Below are 14,302 nucleotides of genomic sequence, written 5' to 3'. Positions count from 1 at the left end.
TCGATGGATTCGCCATAAAAGTGTCCTCCGTGGATGAAAATGATCAATCAATAGCCATCAACGCGCAACCGTTGAATGGGTTTCACTCTGGCGAAGGAAACCGCCGGAAACGCGGCGTTTTGGTCCCCCCGCTGCCATCCGACTCAATTGACGGCGGTGACAGTATAGCCGGCTTTGCGGAAATCCTCGACCAGTCCCTCGGGACCGGGCAGGTGTAGCGCGCCGACCGCCATGAAGGCGTTGCCCCTGGCCAGGATCGGCCCGGCATGATCGACCATCACCTTGTTGCGGCTGGTGATCATGGTTTCCTCGAAGGCGGCATAGCCCGAGGGATCGTTCTGCTCGTCCGGCATGGCGGCGCGGAACAATGGCCAGAACATGCCGGTGTCGCCGCGCTGGTAGAGCACGATCATGGTCTCGTTGATGTCGTTGACCTTGTCGCCGAGCTTCAGCGTGTCGACCAGGCCCTTCATATGAAAGGCGAGCGGCAGCGAGGCCATGGCGCGCAACTGGCTTTCGGCCGTTTCCAGACCTTCCACCGGCTTGCCGGCCGCCTTGGCGCTCTCGGCCAGCTTGACGTCGAGCACCGGTGCCCCGCCGGACTGGCGGGCGAGTTCGCAGGCCGGCAGCGCCATCATCGCCGACAGCATCCACGGCTTCATCTTGGCGACGGTTGCCGGCGGGATGCCGCGCGCGTCGAGTGCGGCGTTCATCGCCGCCGCTTCGTCCGGCTTCAGTAAGGATGACAGCGTCGTGGAGTCGGTGAACATCATCAGGTCCGGCTCCTTCAGCATCGCCGTCATCATCTTCTGCTTGTCGAGCACGTCGGTGGTTTCGATGATGAGGGTGCCGGCGGCGTCAAAGGCCTTCTGTGCCTCGGGCGGCAACGTGGTGACGCGCGGGTCAGTCATGTGCATGGTGCCGAACAGGTAGGAGGGCTGTTCGCCCGGTTTCTCCAGCTTCCACAACAGGCCCTTGCCATTCAGCGTGGCGGCGGCTTCCGCCTCGATCTTGCTGTAGGTGGCAGGGCTGCTCTTCTGCAGGGCCGACAGCATGTCGGCGCCGCTGCAGGTCGGGACTTCCGCATGCGCCCTGCCGGCCGCGAACAGCAGGACGGCCAGGAAGGACAGGAAAAACAGCACGTTGAGCGCGACAAGCAGCTTCAGCGAGATGGAAGCTGCACGGTCGGCGATGGCAATGACGCGTTTCATGACCCCTTTCTAAGGATGAAAAGCGGCAAAACGGTTAATTGGGGGCACGAAATTGAAGAGGTCACGCCCTTGGATGGGCCGATTCGTAGATTTCCAGCAGCCTTGCGGTGTCGACGCCGGTGTAGATCTGCGTCGTCGACAGGCTGGCGTGGCCGAGCAGTTCCTGGATGGTGCGCAGATCGCCGCCACGGCCGAGCAGGTGCGTGGCGAAGGAATGGCGCAGCGCGTGCGGCGTCGCGGTGTCGGGCAGGTTGAGCGCCGAGCGCAGTTTGGCCATGTCGCGCTGGATGATGGCCGGGTTGAGCGGGCCGCCGCGCGCGCCGCGAAACAGGAGTTCCTTGGGATCGAGATGGTAGGGGCAGAGCCGGCGGTATTCGGCGATAGCCCTGAGCGCCACCGGCAGCACCGGCACCAGCCGCGTCTTGCCGCCCTTGCCGGTGACGCGCAGCACGGTGTCGGCCTCCGAGGCCAGATCGGCGCCGGCGAGGCCGAGCGCCTCGGAAATGCGCAGGCCCGAGCCGTAGAGCAGCGTCAGCACGGCGGCGTTGCGGGCGGCGATCCAGGGCTCCTCGGCCAGCTGGCCTTCCACCGATACGACCTGTCTGGCGTCGCTCGCCGTCAGCGGTTTTGGCAGCGATTTGGGTTGGCGCGGCGCGCGCAGCGCGGCGGCGCCCGCGGCGTTGACCAGGCCACGGCGTTCGAGGAAACGCAGCAGTGAGCGGATGCCGGCCAGACCTCGGCCCAGCGTGCGGGCGCCGGCGCCGGCGTTGCGGCGGGCGGCAAGAAAGCCGCGCAGATCGGCCGGACGCAGATTGGCGATGTCGGAAACGCCGGGCGAGCCGCCGCAATGGCCGGTGAGGAAATGCAGGAACTGGCGCGTGTCTCGCTCATAGGCTTCCACTGTCTCGGGTGACAGGCGACGTTCACGCGCGAGCATCTTCAGCCAGCTTTCACGCGCCGCCTGGAGATCGGGTTTCGCCGGGATGAGGAATTCCTGCATGGCGGCATTTTCTTGTATCCGGGTTAGGAAGCGGTGAAGAGCGCGTCATTGAAATGACAGCCGCGTGGGGTTAGAGCAGGCCAAAGGATATTCGCGATGAGCAAGCCGCAAAACCCTGTCCAGATGGCCGTGATCGGCGCCGCCCATGGCATCAAGGGCGAACTCAGGGTGAAGACCTTCACCGGCGATCCGATGGCGCTGGCCGATTATGGGCCGCTCTATGCCAGGGACGGCCGCGCCTTCCAGATCACGGACATAAGGCCGGCCAACACCGTCGTCGTGGTGCGTTTCAAGGGCATCAGCGACCGCAATGCCGCCGAAGCGCTCGCCGGCACGGAATTGTTCGTCGATCGCTCGATGCTGCCGGACGATGGCGAGGAGGATGAGTTCTACCATGCCGACCTGGTCGGACTGGAGGTTCGCGACGACACCGGCACCGCGCTCGGCAAGGTGGTCGCGGTGCATAATTTCGGCGGCGGCGACATTCTCGACGTGACGCTTGCCGGCCGCAAGGGCGTGCTGATCCCGTTCACCCAGGCCGCCGTGCCTGACGTGTCGATCGCCGAGGGCTTTGTCCGCGTCGACCCGGTGGCGGCCGGGCTGGTCGAGGACGAGGATGGCGAGGCGCCGCGCGAGGAAGATTTCGACCCGAAGGGCAGGCCGCGCGGGCCGCGCGACGCCGGGGGCAACCGGTGACATTCCAGGCCTCGGTGCTGACGCTCTATCCCGAGATGTTTCCTGGCGCGCTCGGCCTGTCGCTGGCGGGCCGCGCGCTCGAGGCCGGGACCTGGTCGCTGGAGGCGATCCAGATCCGCGATTTCGCCACCGACAAGCACCGCACCGTCGACGACACGCCGGCCGGCGGCGGTGCTGGCATGGTGATGCGCGCCGATGTCCTGGCCAAAGCCATCGACCATGCCTCACCGCCGGGCGATGCGCGTCCGCGCCTTCTGATGAGCCCGCGCGGTAAACCGCTGACCCAGGAACGAGTACGCGAGCTTGCCGCCGGGCCGGGCGCCGTCATCCTGTGCGGCCGCTTCGAGGGCGTCGACCAGCGGCTGATCGAGGCTCGGGGATTGGAGGAAGTTTCGATCGGCGATTTCATCCTCTCCGGCGGCGAGCCGGCGGCGCTCGTGCTGCTCGACGCGGTGGTGCGGCTGCTACCCGGCGTGATGGGCAATGCGGTGTCGGGCGAGGAGGAAAGTTTCGAGAATGGCTTGCTCGAACATCCGCACTACACGCGGCCGCAGGAATTCGAGGGGCGGGAGATTCCGCAAGTGCTGATCTCCGGCAATCACAAGAAGATCGCCGTCTGGCGGCGGGCGGAGTCGGAGAAGCTGACGAGGGAGCGGCGGCCGGACCTTTTAGATAAGCCTGAGATCACAAGTGATTGAAGAAGAGTGCGTGCCTCGGTAGCAGCGCCTGTAAATATTATTTCTCCCCATTGCCTGCCTCGACTCTAGAAAGAATTCGGCGCTACTGTTCCCCTCTGGGGAGGGGAATGTATGCGCAAAAACATCGTTTACTTGGCCATGTCTGTACTGGTTGGCTGTGCTTCGGCAAGCACTGTTCAGACGTCTCGTGATACGGCTATCGTTCAATCGAGTGCCGCACCAGCTTGTGGCGGTATAGGTGCAGCTAAGGTGGCTGAAAAGGAAGCTGCAATAGCTACCCTCAAGGCCGGCTTCGACAGCTATGTGATTCTCAATGGGGCATCCGAGAGCAATATTGCCGTCCTGCAGGGACCCGGTACTTACAATACGACGGCAGTTGTAAATGGACCGGTGGTAAATGCTACAACCACCTATCAGCCCGGCATGCCCATGGTTATCGGACATCACGGACAGTCGTTCGCGATTAAGATGTTCCACCAAGGAGACCCCGGATCAGAGAACGCGCTTTCCGCGAAAGCTGCTCTAGGCCCCGATTGGCAAAAGCAGATGAACAATCCGGTCCTCACCTGCGTTGGCTAGGCAACCGTCGGCTAGTTGGTCAATCGGCGGGAAGGACTACGGCTGTTCTTCAAGTCCAAAATCAGACGATTTTGCTTGGTCGATGTCGCCGGTACGACATATTCCGGGGTGTCGGGTCATTGGCTAAATCGGACTGATCCGGTTCAGCCCTTGCCGAAATAGTAAAACGCCAAAAACAGGCCGACGGCGACGACGAAGCCGCGCACCACGTTTTGCGGCACGCGCTTGGCGATCCAGACGCCGGCATAGCCGCCGAGCGCACCGCCTGGAATCATGACGATCGCCTGCGGCCAGGCGACGACACCGCCCGAGACGAAGACGATGATCGCCACCGCGGCGACGACCACGGCCAGCATGTTCTTCAGCGCGTTCAGCCGGTGGTAGTCGCCGGCCTGCGTCAGGCCAAGCGTCGCCAGCATCATCACGCCCATGCCGGCGCCGAAGAAGCCGCCATAGATGGCGGTGACGAACTGTGCCAGCAGACCGGCGAGCGAGCCGACCGCCGCCTCATGACCGGGCTTTGGCGCCGGCTTCAGCCACGGCCCGGCGGCAAACAGGGCGGTCGCGCCCAAAAGCAGCCACGGCACCAGGGCGCGGAAGGACGGGTTGGACAGTGCCAGAAGGATGAAGGCGCCGGCCAGCGCACCCGCCGCCGAGATCAGGCACAGCAGCAGGGCACCGTGCCAGAAGTGGCGGATATCGGTCCAGTAGGCGAGCGTCGATGTGATATAGCCCGGGAATTGCGTGACCGAGGACGTGGCGTTGGCGACGATCGGCGGCACGCCGACCAGTGTCATGGCGCCGAAGGTGACGAAGGTGCCGCCGCCGGCAACCGCATTGGCGGCGCCGGACAGGAAGCCCGCCAGGAACAGCAGGACGGCGTCGAAGACAGACATGGAATGCCACCGCGGAAAACTCAGTTATGTCAGGCTTAGAAAGGCCCGAGGGCCGGCGCAACCCGGCACGAAGCGATTACGATGGTGCCATGCCGGCAAAAAAGACTCGTGCGCGGGCGTGACAAAGCGCTGAAATAGCTGTATGTGCGCGCCGAACCGGAAGAAAAATCTGCCGGACCCGTCAACAATGACGGTGTAGTCGCCCCTGTCCGATGTCTTACAGACGAATGTCTCGGAGGCAAAGGACATAGCCGAGCGGTCAATGGAACTGCAAGGCGAGTGTCGGACGCTCTGACTGTCGGAAGAACAAGAAGTGGATTATTGAGATGGATCTCATCCGTCAGCTCGAGGCCGAGCAGGCCGCCAAGATCGAAGCCAAGCGCAAGCTCCCCGAATTCCAGCCCGGCGACACCGTGCGCGTCCAGGTCCGCGTGACCGAAGGCACCCGCACCCGCGTCCAGGCCTATGAGGGCGTCGTCATCGCCCGCGCCGGTTCCGGCTTCCAGGAAAATTTCACCGTCCGCAAGATCTCCTATGGTGAAGGCGTCGAGCGCGTGTTCCCGGTCTTCTCGCCGATGGTCGAGGGCGTCGAGATCGTGCGCCGCGGCAAGGTGCGCCGCGCCAAGCTCTATTACCTGCGCGACCGTCGCGGCAAGTCGGCCCGTATTTCGGAAAACACCGGCGTGCGCGCCCGCAAGCTCAACGATGAGGAGCGCGACGCGCTGAACGCCGAGAAGGCCCGCATCGAGGCCGAGAAGGTCGCCGCCGCCCAGGCGCTGGCCGCCGAGACAGCCGCCAAGGAAGCCGCCGAGAAGAAGGCCGCCGCCGAGGCTGAGGCAGCCAAGGCCGCCGAGGCGACCCCGGCCGAATAAGGCTTTCGGAAATCCCATTCAAAAAGGCGGCTTCGGCCGCCTTTTTCGTTTGGCGAACAGCCAGGGCAGTCGACCACGGTTCTCCATGTTTGCGGACACCTTGGCGATTGGCCGGGAGAGAGGCTTGACTGCCAATTACATTGTGCACTAAATAATCGTGCACAGAATAATTGGAGATTTGCAATGGCACTTTACACCACACAGGCTCACGTCACCGGCGGCCGCGCCGGCCATGGCGAGACCACCGACGGCCTGCTCAAGGTCGATCTGGCGATGGCCAAGGAACTCGGCGGGCCAGGTGGCGCCACCAATCCCGAGCAGCTTTTCGCCGTCGGCTACGCCGCCTGCTTCGAAAGCGCCATCCGCTTCGTCGCGCGCAAACAGAAGCTGCCGCTCACCGATGCCGGGGTTACCTCCACCGTCAGCCTGCTTCCCAATGGCGAGGGCTTCAAGCTCGGCGTCGCGCTCGCGGCCCAGACGAAAGGCCTTGATCAGGCGGCCGCGGAAGCGCTTGTATCGGAAGCACACAAGATCTGCCCCTATTCCAACGCCATCCGGGGCAATGTCGAGGTGGCGCTTTCGGTAAAGGCGGCATGACGGGAAAGACCACAAAGAACACCAGCGACGTCCCGGCGGAGACCGCCGGGACGGTCAAGGCGCCTCGACTCGATCAACAGCTCTGCTTCGCGCTCTATTCGGCGAGCGGGCTGATGACGAAGCTCTATCGACCGTTGCTCGATCCGCTCGGCCTGACCTATCCGCAATATCTGGTCATGCTGGCGCTATGGGAGCACGCACCGAGCACCGTGGGCGCGCTTGGCGAGGCGCTGGGCCTCGATTCCGCGACGCTGACACCGCTGCTCAAGCGGATGGAGGCGGGCGGGCTCGTCACCCGCCGTCGCGATGCCGCCGATGAGCGCCGCGTGCTGGTCGAGCCGACGGCCAGGGGCCAGGCGTTGCGAGCGCACGCGAAGGATGTGTCCCTGGCGCTCGCTTGCAGCGTGCCGCTGGAGCCTGGCGAGGCGAGAGCGCTGCACGCAACGCTCACTCATCTTGTCGCCGGCTTGCGCAACGCCACCGCCGATGACCGGTCGGCGGATGCGGAGGCGCTGGTTCCCGGCTTGGGGTAGTCCACGCCGTGCTGGGTACGGATTATCCCTGAATTCCGAGGTTGAAGGCATCGCAATCCACTTTCGCGTGAGCTTGAGCAGCGGACCGTCTTGCATGGCGCTTGCGGAAAGCTAAAGTCGGCGCCGTCTTTCCTTCGAGCCCGGCGCATGTCCGGGCGCCTTGAATTTTCCGGGAGTGTGTCATGACCAAGTCGAAACTGCTGCTGGCCGGCCTGCTGGCCCTCGTGCTGGCGCCCGTTGCCGCCTTCGCGCAGGCGCTGCCCGATCTCGGCGGCAGACAAGTGGTGGTGGTGACTGAAAACGCCTATCCGCCGCTGCAGTTCATCGATCCCAAGACGGGCAAGCAGATCGGCTGGGAATATGAAGCGATGAACGAAATCGCCAAGCGGCTCAATTTCAAGGTCGACTACCGGAACACCTCCTGGGACGCGATGATCCAGGCGGTTTCCGACAACCAGTACAACATCGGCATGACCGGCATCACCATCAAGGACGACCGCAAGGAGAAGGTCGATTTCTCCGACCCCTATATGCGCTCGGAGCAGTTCATGCTGGTGCGCGGCGACGAAAGCCGCTTCACCGACGCCAAGACCTTCGGCGCCTTCAAGGACGGGTTGATCGGTGCGCAGCCCGGCACCACGCCCTTCTACACCGCCGTCTACAGCGTGCTCGACGGCAATGAGCAGAACCCGCGCATCAAACTGTTCGAGACTTTTGGCGCCACGGTGCAGGCCCTGAAGTCGGGCGACGTCGATGTCGTGCTGACCGACGGCACCGCCGGCAAGGGCTATGTCGATGCTTCCGAGGGCAAGCTGAAGCTGATCGGCGGCCCGCTCGGCACCGAGGACTTCGGCTTCATCTTCCCGAAGGGATCGGACCTGGTGAAGCCGGTCAACGCCGCGATCGCCGCGCTCAAGGCGGATGGCACGTTCGATGCGCTGAACAAGAAGTGGTTTCTTGACTACAAGATGGGGCAGTGAGCCTCCTTGCGACGTGCATTTCATGATGGTCATGCGCGGCAATTCGCGCTGAGTTTGCGCTTGAACGCCCCCCTCTGCCCTGCCGGGTATCTCTCCCTCAAGGGGGGAGATTGGCTGTTCGGCCAACGGCGCCCTCCAGTCGACGTCGATGGTTGGGGAAAGCCGATCAAATATCCGATCTCCCCCCTTGAGGGGGAGATGGCTGGCAAGCCAGAGGGGGGTGCCTTGGCGCCACCCTTTCGGGACTTCCATCGCGGCGACAGCGCCTGATGGCACCGCCTTCGTCATCCTCCACCAAAGCCGAATTCCCCTGGTGGCTTGCCGCTGCTGCCGTGCTTGCACTGGCGGCGGCCCTTTTCATCGCGGCCAGCGATCTCTATGCCCAGGTCTTCGCCACGGTCGCCAAGGGCATCGGCATCACCGTCTTCGTCACCGTCGTCGCCTTCGCCATGGCGTCGATCATCGGTCTCGGCGTTGCGCTGATGGGCTTGTCGGATTCGCCCTGGCTTCGCCAGATCGCGCGCTTCTATGTCGAGATCATCCGCGGCGTGCCGATCCTGGTGCTGTTGTTCTGGATCGCCTTTGCCGGCGCGCCGGCCTTCGTCGCGGCCTGGAACGCGCTGACCGCGCCGCTGCAAAGCGCGGGCTATCTGGGTGAGCTCCTGGTGCGCGACGTGTCGCTGTTGTGGCGGGCCATCATGGCGCTGACCATCGGCTACTCCGCCTTCATCTCGGAGGTCTTCCGCGCCGGCATCCAGGCGGTCGAGAAGGGCCAGATCGAGGCGGCCAAGGCGCTTGGGCTGAGCCGTGCGCAACGCTTCCGGCTGATCGTCTTTCCGCAGGCGATCCGCACCATATTGCCGCCGCTCGGCAATGATTTCGTCGCTTTGGTCAAGGATTCCTCGCTGGTCTCGGTGCTCGGCGTCGCCGACATCACCCAGATGGGCAAGATCTATGCCGCCGGCTCGTTCCGCTTCTTCGAGACCTATTCGATCGTTGCCTATATCTATCTCATCCTGACCGTCGGCCTGTCGCTGGCGCTCAGGGCGCTGGAGCGGCGCCTGCGCCGCCAGCACGAGGAATAGTTTTTGGGTGAGGACAGGGTTACGATCCTGTCGACATCGAGGGAGGTCTCATGATCGTCGACAAGGCCAATGCGGCGCTGGATTCCGTCTATGGCGCCGACACGCCGGAAACACTGGCGCAGGCCTATGCCGCCTGGGCCGCGACCTATGACAGCGAGACCGCCTCGCTCGGCTATCTCCTGCCGTTCCTGATCACCGCCTGGGTGGCGCGCCATGTTCCGGCTGGCGAAGGGCCGCTGCTCGATGCCGGCTGCGGCACCGGCCTGTCGGGTCCGTCGCTGAAGGCGCTGGGCTATGGCGACATTGCCGGGCTGGATCTCTCGGACGACATGCTGAAGATCGCCGGCAGCCGCAACGCCTATGGCGAGCTGAAACAGGCGATGCTGGGCGGGAAGCTACCCTGGCCGGATGGTCATTTCCGCGCCTTCTTTTCCACCGGCGTGTTCACCATCAGCCACGCGCCGGCGGCGGGCCTGCACGAACTGGTGCGCATCACCAAAAAGCGCGGCCACGCCATCTTCACCGTGCGCGACCAGGTGTTCGAGAGCGGCGGGTTTCAGGCCGTGTTCGACGAATTGGAGCAGGCGAGAAAATGGCGGCCGGTCGAGCAAAGTCCGTGGTTTCGCTGCTACGCGATCGCCGAGCCGGATGCGCTGGTGAAGACTTTTGTGTTCGAGGTGATGTGAGCTGCGAGTTCCCCGATCTTGGCTCCCTTCCTCTCCCCCGGTCGACGGGGGGAGGAAAGGCGCGAGTTCGTCGAGCTTGGTGCCCTTCCTGCCCCTGAAGATGTGTAAGTGAGGGCGGGGAGCCCGCCAGGCCACGCCGCAATTGCCGAAAAGCCAAAACATTGGTATGAGCCACGCCATGGAAGAGCTTTTTGGCGATCCGGCCTACAAGGGGTTCGTGCTGCAGGACAGAAAACGCCTGCCGTCGCGCTTCTCCGCGCGCGTCTGCGGCGCTTTGACCAGCCGACTTAGCTAGACCGCTTTCGCCGGGCCAAGGGCTTGCGGCGTTACACGCTTCCCATTCTCATATCGACGGATTTACGCACATGAGCGCACCGCGCACCCTCTACGACAAGATTTTCGACGACCACGTCGTCGACCGCCAGGACGACGGCACCTGCCTGCTCTATATCGACCGCCACCTCGTCCATGAAGTGACCAGCCCGCAGGCCTTCGAAGGCCTGCGCCTGAGCGGCCGCAAGGTCCGCCATCCGGAAAAGACGCTGGCAGTCGTCGATCACAATGTCTCAACCTCGCCCGAGCGCAAGTTCGGCATCAAGAACGAGGAAAGCCGCATCCAGGTCGAGGCGCTGGCCAAGAACGCCAAGGACTTCGGCGTCGAATATTATTCCGAGAACGATATCCGCCAGGGCATCGTCCACATCATCGGTCCCGAGCAGGGCTTTACGCTGCCCGGCATGACGATCGTGTGCGGCGACAGCCACACTTCGACGCATGGCGCGTTCGGCGCGCTGGCGCACGGCATCGGCACGTCGGAAGTCGAGCATGTGCTGGCGACGCAGACGCTGATCCAGCGCAAGGCCAAGAACATGCTGGTGCGCGTCGACGGCCAGCTGCCGGAAGGCGTCACCGCCAAGGACATCATCCTCGCCATCATCGGCGAGATCGGCACCGCTGGCGGCACCGGCTATGTCATCGAATATGCCGGCGAGGCGATCCGCTCGCTGTCGATGGAAGGCCGCATGACGATCTGCAACATGTCGATCGAGGGCGGCGCGCGCGCCGGCCTGATCGCCGCCGACGAGACCACCTTCGCCTATGTCAAGGACAAGCCGCGCGCGCCGAAGGGCGCGGCCTGGGACGCCGCGCTCGCCTATTGGAAGACGCTGCAGTCGGACGAAGGCGCGCATTTCGACAAGGTGATCGTGCTCGACGCGGCCAAGCTGCCGCCGATCGTTTCCTGGGGCTCGTCGCCCGAGGATGTCGTCTCCGTGCAAGGCATCGTGCCGAACCCGGACGATATCGCCGACGAGAACAAGCGCACCTCCAAGCAGCGGGCGCTGGACTATATGGGCCTGACGCCGGGCACCAAGATCACCGACATCGCGCTCGACCGTGTCTTCATCGGTTCCTGCACCAATGGCCGCATCGAGGATCTTCGCGCCGCCGCCAAGGTAATCGAGGGCAAGACCGTCAATCCGCGCGTCAACGCCATGATCGTGCCGGGCTCCGGCCTGGTCAAGGAACAGGCGGAAGCCGAGGGTCTCGACAAGATCTTCCTCGCCGCCGGCTTCGACTGGCGCGAACCGGGTTGCTCGATGTGCCTTGCCATGAACGACGACCGGCTGAAGCCGCATGAACGCTGCGCCTCGACCTCGAACCGCAATTTCGAGGGAAGGCAAGGCTTCAAGGGCCGCACCCATCTGGTGTCGCCGGCCATGGCGGCGGCGGCGGCGATCGCCGGCCACTTCGTCGACATCCGCGACTGGAAATAACCTCCGGTCCACACGTTCCGATGATTGCCGGACCCCGGACCGCATTGCGGTTCCGGGGTCTTTTTCATTCGCGCGGTCCGCATATGCGTTCGGGCTTAACCGCTTGTTTGGGCTTGCGCGCTAAGGTCTTCCCTGACGTAAAGCGAGGGGAAGTCACCGTCCTTTGGACACCGGCCTGTTCATAGCGCTGCTCAATCCGACGATCGCGCTGGCCCTCGGCGCGGCCTTCTTCGTGCTATGGGCCTATCAGCGTCACCGGCCCTATCTGGCCGTGCTGGCGCTCAGCTATTGTGTTTCGGCGCCCGGCTTTCTGTTCCAGTATTTCACCTTGCCCATCGGCATGGTGCTGACCAAGCTGGTGTCCAACATCTGCTTCGCCATCGCCGGCTGCTGCCTGTCGGGCGCAATCGTCGCCCGTTATGGCCGCAAGGTGCCCTATGTGGCGATCGGCGTGCTGACCGGTGGCGGTCTGGCCTCGTTCTGCTGGTTCCTCTTTGTCGCGCCGGATCTCACTTGGCGTATCCTGGCGATGAATTTCGCCTTCGGCGGTCTCAGCCTTCTGGTGGCCGCCGAATTGCGCCCGGTGCGCAACAATGGCCCGACCGAGAAGATCCTGTTCGTGCTGTCGCTGCTGTCGGGCCTCAACTTCTTCGTGCGAACCCTCGTCGTCGTCATCGCGCACGGGCCGTTCACCAGCTATGATGGATTCTACAGCTCGTCCTACTGGACGACGGCGCTGCTGTCGCATGCGCTGCTGTCGCTGCTGATCGCGCTCTGCCTGTTCACCGCCGCGGCGCTCGACGTCATGAAGGCCCTGAAGGCCGAGACGCACACCGATCCGCTTTCGGGCCTGCTCAACCGGCGCGGCTTCGAGGAGCGCGCGGCCCAGCTCCTGCGACACTGCGCGATGGCCAGGTTCCCGGTGGCGCTGGTGCTGGCCGACCTCGATCATTTCAAGGCGCTCAACGATGTGCACGGGCATGCCGCCGGCGACCGGGTGATCGCTGATTTCGCCGCCAAGCTCCGGTCGGCCACCGGCGCGCGCGGCGCTGCCGGACGCATCGGCGGCGAGGAGTTCGCTGTGCTCCTGCCGCTCAGCGATCTCGCCGCCGCGCGCCTGTTCGCCGAGGCTGTGCGCACGCTCTACTCGGCAGGCGGCGTCGACGGGCTTCCCGCCGGCACCAAGGTCACCGCCAGTTTCGGCGTGGCGGCCCGCAGCGGCGAGGAAGCGCTGGAGCCGTTGATGCGGCGTGCCGACGAGGCGCTTTACAAGGCCAAGAAAAATGGCCGCGACAGCGTGCGCCTGTCGTACGAACGGCCCGAAACGTTGTTCGTGCCGGAGCCGTCCAAGGCCGGCTGAAGCCGTGTATCCCGCCTCACGTTAACGTCTTTTTCGCCCGTAGGTGTTTAGGTGAGACACGGGGTGCGAAAGAGATGAGCGGCGCGAACTTCATCTTGTTGATCAATCTGTCGGTTGCCGGCCTGCTGGCGGCATCCTTCATGGCGGTGGCGTTTCATGATGTCGGCCGCGCCCCGGCGCGCTGGTTTGCTTCTGGCTATGTCCTGGGCATGGTCTATTCGGCGATCGAATTCAGCATTCCCGCCTTCACCGATGCCCGGCTGCCGGTGGTCACCGCCTTCGCGGTTTTCCTGGGCGCAACAATAGCCTTCAACGTCGGACTGGCCCGCAAATACGGCGTCGCGCCGCCATGGTCGCCGATGCTGTTCTTCCTGGTCGCCGCCACCATCGTCGTCTATTTCGTGCAAGACCTGCCGCGCCAGTCGCTGGTGCGCATGATGGCCTACCAGCTCCCCTATGCCGTCATGCAATTCGTCGGATTGGCCATCGTCTGGTCGTCCAGGCAAAGGCGTGGCCGGCTCGATCGTATCCTGATGGCGGTGCTCGCAGCCAGCGGCGTGCAGTTCGCCTCAAAGCCGTTCATCGCGCATGCGCTCGGCGGCTGGGGCGCCAATCCGCAGGCCTATCTGCAAAGCAGCTACGCGCTGGTGTCGCAATCGCTCGGCACCGTCTTTGCCCTGGCCATGGCGCTGCTGACGCTGGCCATCCTTGTCCGCGATGTGTTGGCCGAAGTGACGTCGAGATCGGAGACAGATACGCTGTCCAGACTGCTCAATCGCGGTGCCTTCACGCGCCAGGCCGAGCAGGCCGTGCTTGGCGCCATGCGGCAAGGCGTGCCGGTCGCGCTGGTCATCGCCGATCTCGATCATTTCAAGAGCATCAACGACAATTTCGGCCATGCCTCCGGCGACCGGGTGATCGAGACCTTTGCCGGTTTCCTGCGCGAAGCCGCCGCCGGGCACCATGTCGCGGGCCGCATCGGCGGCGAGGAATTCGCCATCATGCTGCCCGGAACCAATCTGGCCGCCGCCCGGCTGTTCGCCGAGGGCACGCGCAGCGCATTCGGCGCGCTGCCCATCGACGGGCTGCCGGCGAACAATCGCTGCACGGCGAGTTTCGGGGTTGCCGAACTTCATCCCGGTGAAACCACCGCCGATCTCATGCGGCGCGCCGACGAGGCGCTCTACCTGGCAAAGAATGCCGGGCGTGACTGCGTCCGTGTCTCGGCCGGGCCGGGAGGCGAGTGGTCGTCCAGCGCAATCGTCATCAATTCCAGATCAGCATGACTTTGGTCGAAACGTCATCCTGATCCATCTCTTCGCCGTTTCCGTGAA

15 protein-coding genes are annotated in these 14,302 nt (G+C 64.2%); 12 read left to right on the top strand and 3 right to left on the bottom strand.

Annotation, left to right across the window (positions count from 1 at the left end; genetic code table 11):
- Positions 1-143: 143 nt before the first annotated feature.
- Together CK227_RS25790 and CK227_RS25785 are read right to left on the bottom strand one after the other, a co-directional pair.
- Positions 144-1,211: a TraB/GumN family protein gene (locus tag CK227_RS25790; RefSeq protein ID WP_095774793.1), complete on the bottom strand. Its 1,068-nt coding sequence runs from the start codon at positions 1,209-1,211 to the stop codon at positions 144-146.
- Positions 1,212-1,272: 61 nt separating this feature from the next.
- Complete coding sequence (locus tag CK227_RS25785) at positions 1,273-2,211, bottom strand: tyrosine recombinase XerC (protein WP_095774792.1); 939 nt, start codon at positions 2,209-2,211, stop codon at positions 1,273-1,275.
- Between the two features lie 96 nt (positions 2,212-2,307).
- Between CK227_RS25785 and rimM the strand changes: the two genes are divergently transcribed.
- The 3 genes from rimM to CK227_RS25770 all read left to right on the top strand — a co-directional run bounded on the left by rimM (position 2,308) and on the right by CK227_RS25770 (position 4,184).
- A complete protein-coding gene (gene rimM / locus CK227_RS25780) occupies positions 2,308-2,907 on the top strand; it encodes a ribosome maturation factor RimM (RefSeq protein ID WP_095774791.1) in 600 nt (199 codons plus the stop codon).
- Positions 2,904-3,605 (top strand): tRNA (guanosine(37)-N1)-methyltransferase TrmD, encoded by a 702-nt coding sequence (gene trmD / locus CK227_RS25775; protein WP_095774790.1) that lies wholly within the window; start codon positions 2,904-2,906, stop codon positions 3,603-3,605. The genes rimM and trmD overlap by 4 nt, the downstream gene beginning before the upstream one ends.
- A gap of 111 nt (positions 3,606-3,716) precedes the next feature.
- On the top strand, positions 3,717-4,184 hold the full coding sequence (locus CK227_RS25770; RefSeq protein ID WP_095774789.1) for a hypothetical protein: 468 nt from the start codon (positions 3,717-3,719) through the stop codon (positions 4,182-4,184).
- Between the two features lie 143 nt (positions 4,185-4,327).
- Here CK227_RS25770 and CK227_RS25765 read toward each other — a convergent pair whose 3' ends face one another.
- Positions 4,328-5,080: a sulfite exporter TauE/SafE family protein gene (locus CK227_RS25765; protein ID WP_095774788.1), complete on the bottom strand. Its 753-nt coding sequence runs from the start codon at positions 5,078-5,080 to the stop codon at positions 4,328-4,330.
- A gap of 326 nt (positions 5,081-5,406) precedes the next feature.
- Between CK227_RS25765 and rplS the strand changes: the two genes are divergently transcribed.
- From rplS to CK227_RS25705, 9 genes are all read left to right on the top strand, one after another.
- Positions 5,407-5,952, top strand: coding sequence for a 50S ribosomal protein L19 (gene rplS, locus CK227_RS25755; protein ID WP_019862024.1), 546 nt, complete (start codon positions 5,407-5,409; stop codon positions 5,950-5,952).
- Between the two features lie 183 nt (positions 5,953-6,135).
- On the top strand, positions 6,136-6,549 hold the full coding sequence (locus CK227_RS25750) for an organic hydroperoxide resistance protein (protein WP_095774786.1): 414 nt from the start codon (positions 6,136-6,138) through the stop codon (positions 6,547-6,549).
- Positions 6,546-7,082, top strand: a complete 537-nt coding sequence (locus tag CK227_RS25745; protein WP_095774785.1) for a MarR family transcriptional regulator — start codon at positions 6,546-6,548, stop codon at positions 7,080-7,082. Before CK227_RS25750 ends, CK227_RS25745 begins: the two co-directional genes overlap by 4 nt.
- Positions 7,083-7,264: 182 nt before the next feature.
- Positions 7,265-8,062 carry a transporter substrate-binding domain-containing protein gene (locus tag CK227_RS25740; protein ID WP_095774784.1) on the top strand — a complete coding sequence of 266 codons (798 nt, stop codon included), beginning with the start codon at positions 7,265-7,267 and terminating at the stop codon, positions 8,060-8,062.
- A gap of 269 nt (positions 8,063-8,331) precedes the next feature.
- The gene (locus CK227_RS25730) at positions 8,332-9,147 is read left to right on the top strand and encodes an amino acid ABC transporter permease (RefSeq protein ID WP_095774783.1); all 816 of its coding nucleotides are present in this window, start codon (positions 8,332-8,334) and stop codon (positions 9,145-9,147) included.
- 50 nt (positions 9,148-9,197) lie between these two features.
- The gene (locus CK227_RS25725; protein WP_095774782.1) at positions 9,198-9,833 is read left to right on the top strand and encodes a class I SAM-dependent methyltransferase; all 636 of its coding nucleotides are present in this window, start codon (positions 9,198-9,200) and stop codon (positions 9,831-9,833) included.
- A gap of 365 nt (positions 9,834-10,198) precedes the next feature.
- A complete protein-coding gene (leuC, locus tag CK227_RS25715; protein WP_095774781.1) occupies positions 10,199-11,608 on the top strand; it encodes a 3-isopropylmalate dehydratase large subunit in 1,410 nt (469 codons plus the stop codon).
- A 163-nt stretch (positions 11,609-11,771) separates the two neighbouring features.
- Positions 11,772-12,968: a GGDEF domain-containing protein gene (locus CK227_RS25710; protein ID WP_095774780.1), complete on the top strand. Its 1,197-nt coding sequence runs from the start codon at positions 11,772-11,774 to the stop codon at positions 12,966-12,968.
- A 74-nt stretch (positions 12,969-13,042) separates the two neighbouring features.
- A complete protein-coding gene (locus tag CK227_RS25705; protein ID WP_095774779.1) occupies positions 13,043-14,254 on the top strand; it encodes a GGDEF domain-containing protein in 1,212 nt (403 codons plus the stop codon).
- The last annotated feature ends 48 nt before the right edge of the window (positions 14,255-14,302 follow it).

The organism is Mesorhizobium sp. WSM4308, from assembly GCF_002294905.1.
Taxonomy (GTDB): domain Bacteria; phylum Pseudomonadota; class Alphaproteobacteria; order Rhizobiales; family Rhizobiaceae; genus Mesorhizobium.
Note: the sequence above shows the minus strand (reverse complement) of the source record. Positions and strands in the feature narration are given on the sequence as shown.

What these genes read in the sequence shown, in the direction of transcription:
- CK227_RS25790 (WP_095774793.1), bottom strand. Translation starts at nt 1,211, where the DNA reads ATGAAACGCGTCATTGCCATCGCCGACCGTGCAGCTTCCATCTCGCTG.
- CK227_RS25745 (WP_095774785.1), top strand. Translation starts at nt 6,546, where the DNA reads ATGACGGGAAAGACCACAAAGAACACCAGCGACGTCCCGGCGGAGACC.
- rplS (WP_019862024.1), top strand. Translation starts at nt 5,407, where the DNA reads ATGGATCTCATCCGTCAGCTCGAGGCCGAGCAGGCCGCCAAGATCGAA.
- CK227_RS25705 (WP_095774779.1), top strand. Translation starts at nt 13,043, where the DNA reads ATGAGCGGCGCGAACTTCATCTTGTTGATCAATCTGTCGGTTGCCGGC.
- CK227_RS25765 (WP_095774788.1), bottom strand. Translation starts at nt 5,080, where the DNA reads ATGTCTGTCTTCGACGCCGTCCTGCTGTTCCTGGCGGGCTTCCTGTCC.
- leuC (WP_095774781.1), top strand. Translation starts at nt 10,199, where the DNA reads ATGAGCGCACCGCGCACCCTCTACGACAAGATTTTCGACGACCACGTC.
- rimM (WP_095774791.1), top strand. Translation starts at nt 2,308, where the DNA reads ATGAGCAAGCCGCAAAACCCTGTCCAGATGGCCGTGATCGGCGCCGCC.
- CK227_RS25725 (WP_095774782.1), top strand. Translation starts at nt 9,198, where the DNA reads ATGATCGTCGACAAGGCCAATGCGGCGCTGGATTCCGTCTATGGCGCC.
- CK227_RS25770 (WP_095774789.1), top strand. Translation starts at nt 3,717, where the DNA reads ATGCGCAAAAACATCGTTTACTTGGCCATGTCTGTACTGGTTGGCTGT.
- CK227_RS25750 (WP_095774786.1), top strand. Translation starts at nt 6,136, where the DNA reads ATGGCACTTTACACCACACAGGCTCACGTCACCGGCGGCCGCGCCGGC.
- CK227_RS25740 (WP_095774784.1), top strand. Translation starts at nt 7,265, where the DNA reads ATGACCAAGTCGAAACTGCTGCTGGCCGGCCTGCTGGCCCTCGTGCTG.
- CK227_RS25730 (WP_095774783.1), top strand. Translation starts at nt 8,332, where the DNA reads ATGGCACCGCCTTCGTCATCCTCCACCAAAGCCGAATTCCCCTGGTGG.
- CK227_RS25785 (WP_095774792.1), bottom strand. Translation starts at nt 2,211, where the DNA reads ATGCAGGAATTCCTCATCCCGGCGAAACCCGATCTCCAGGCGGCGCGT.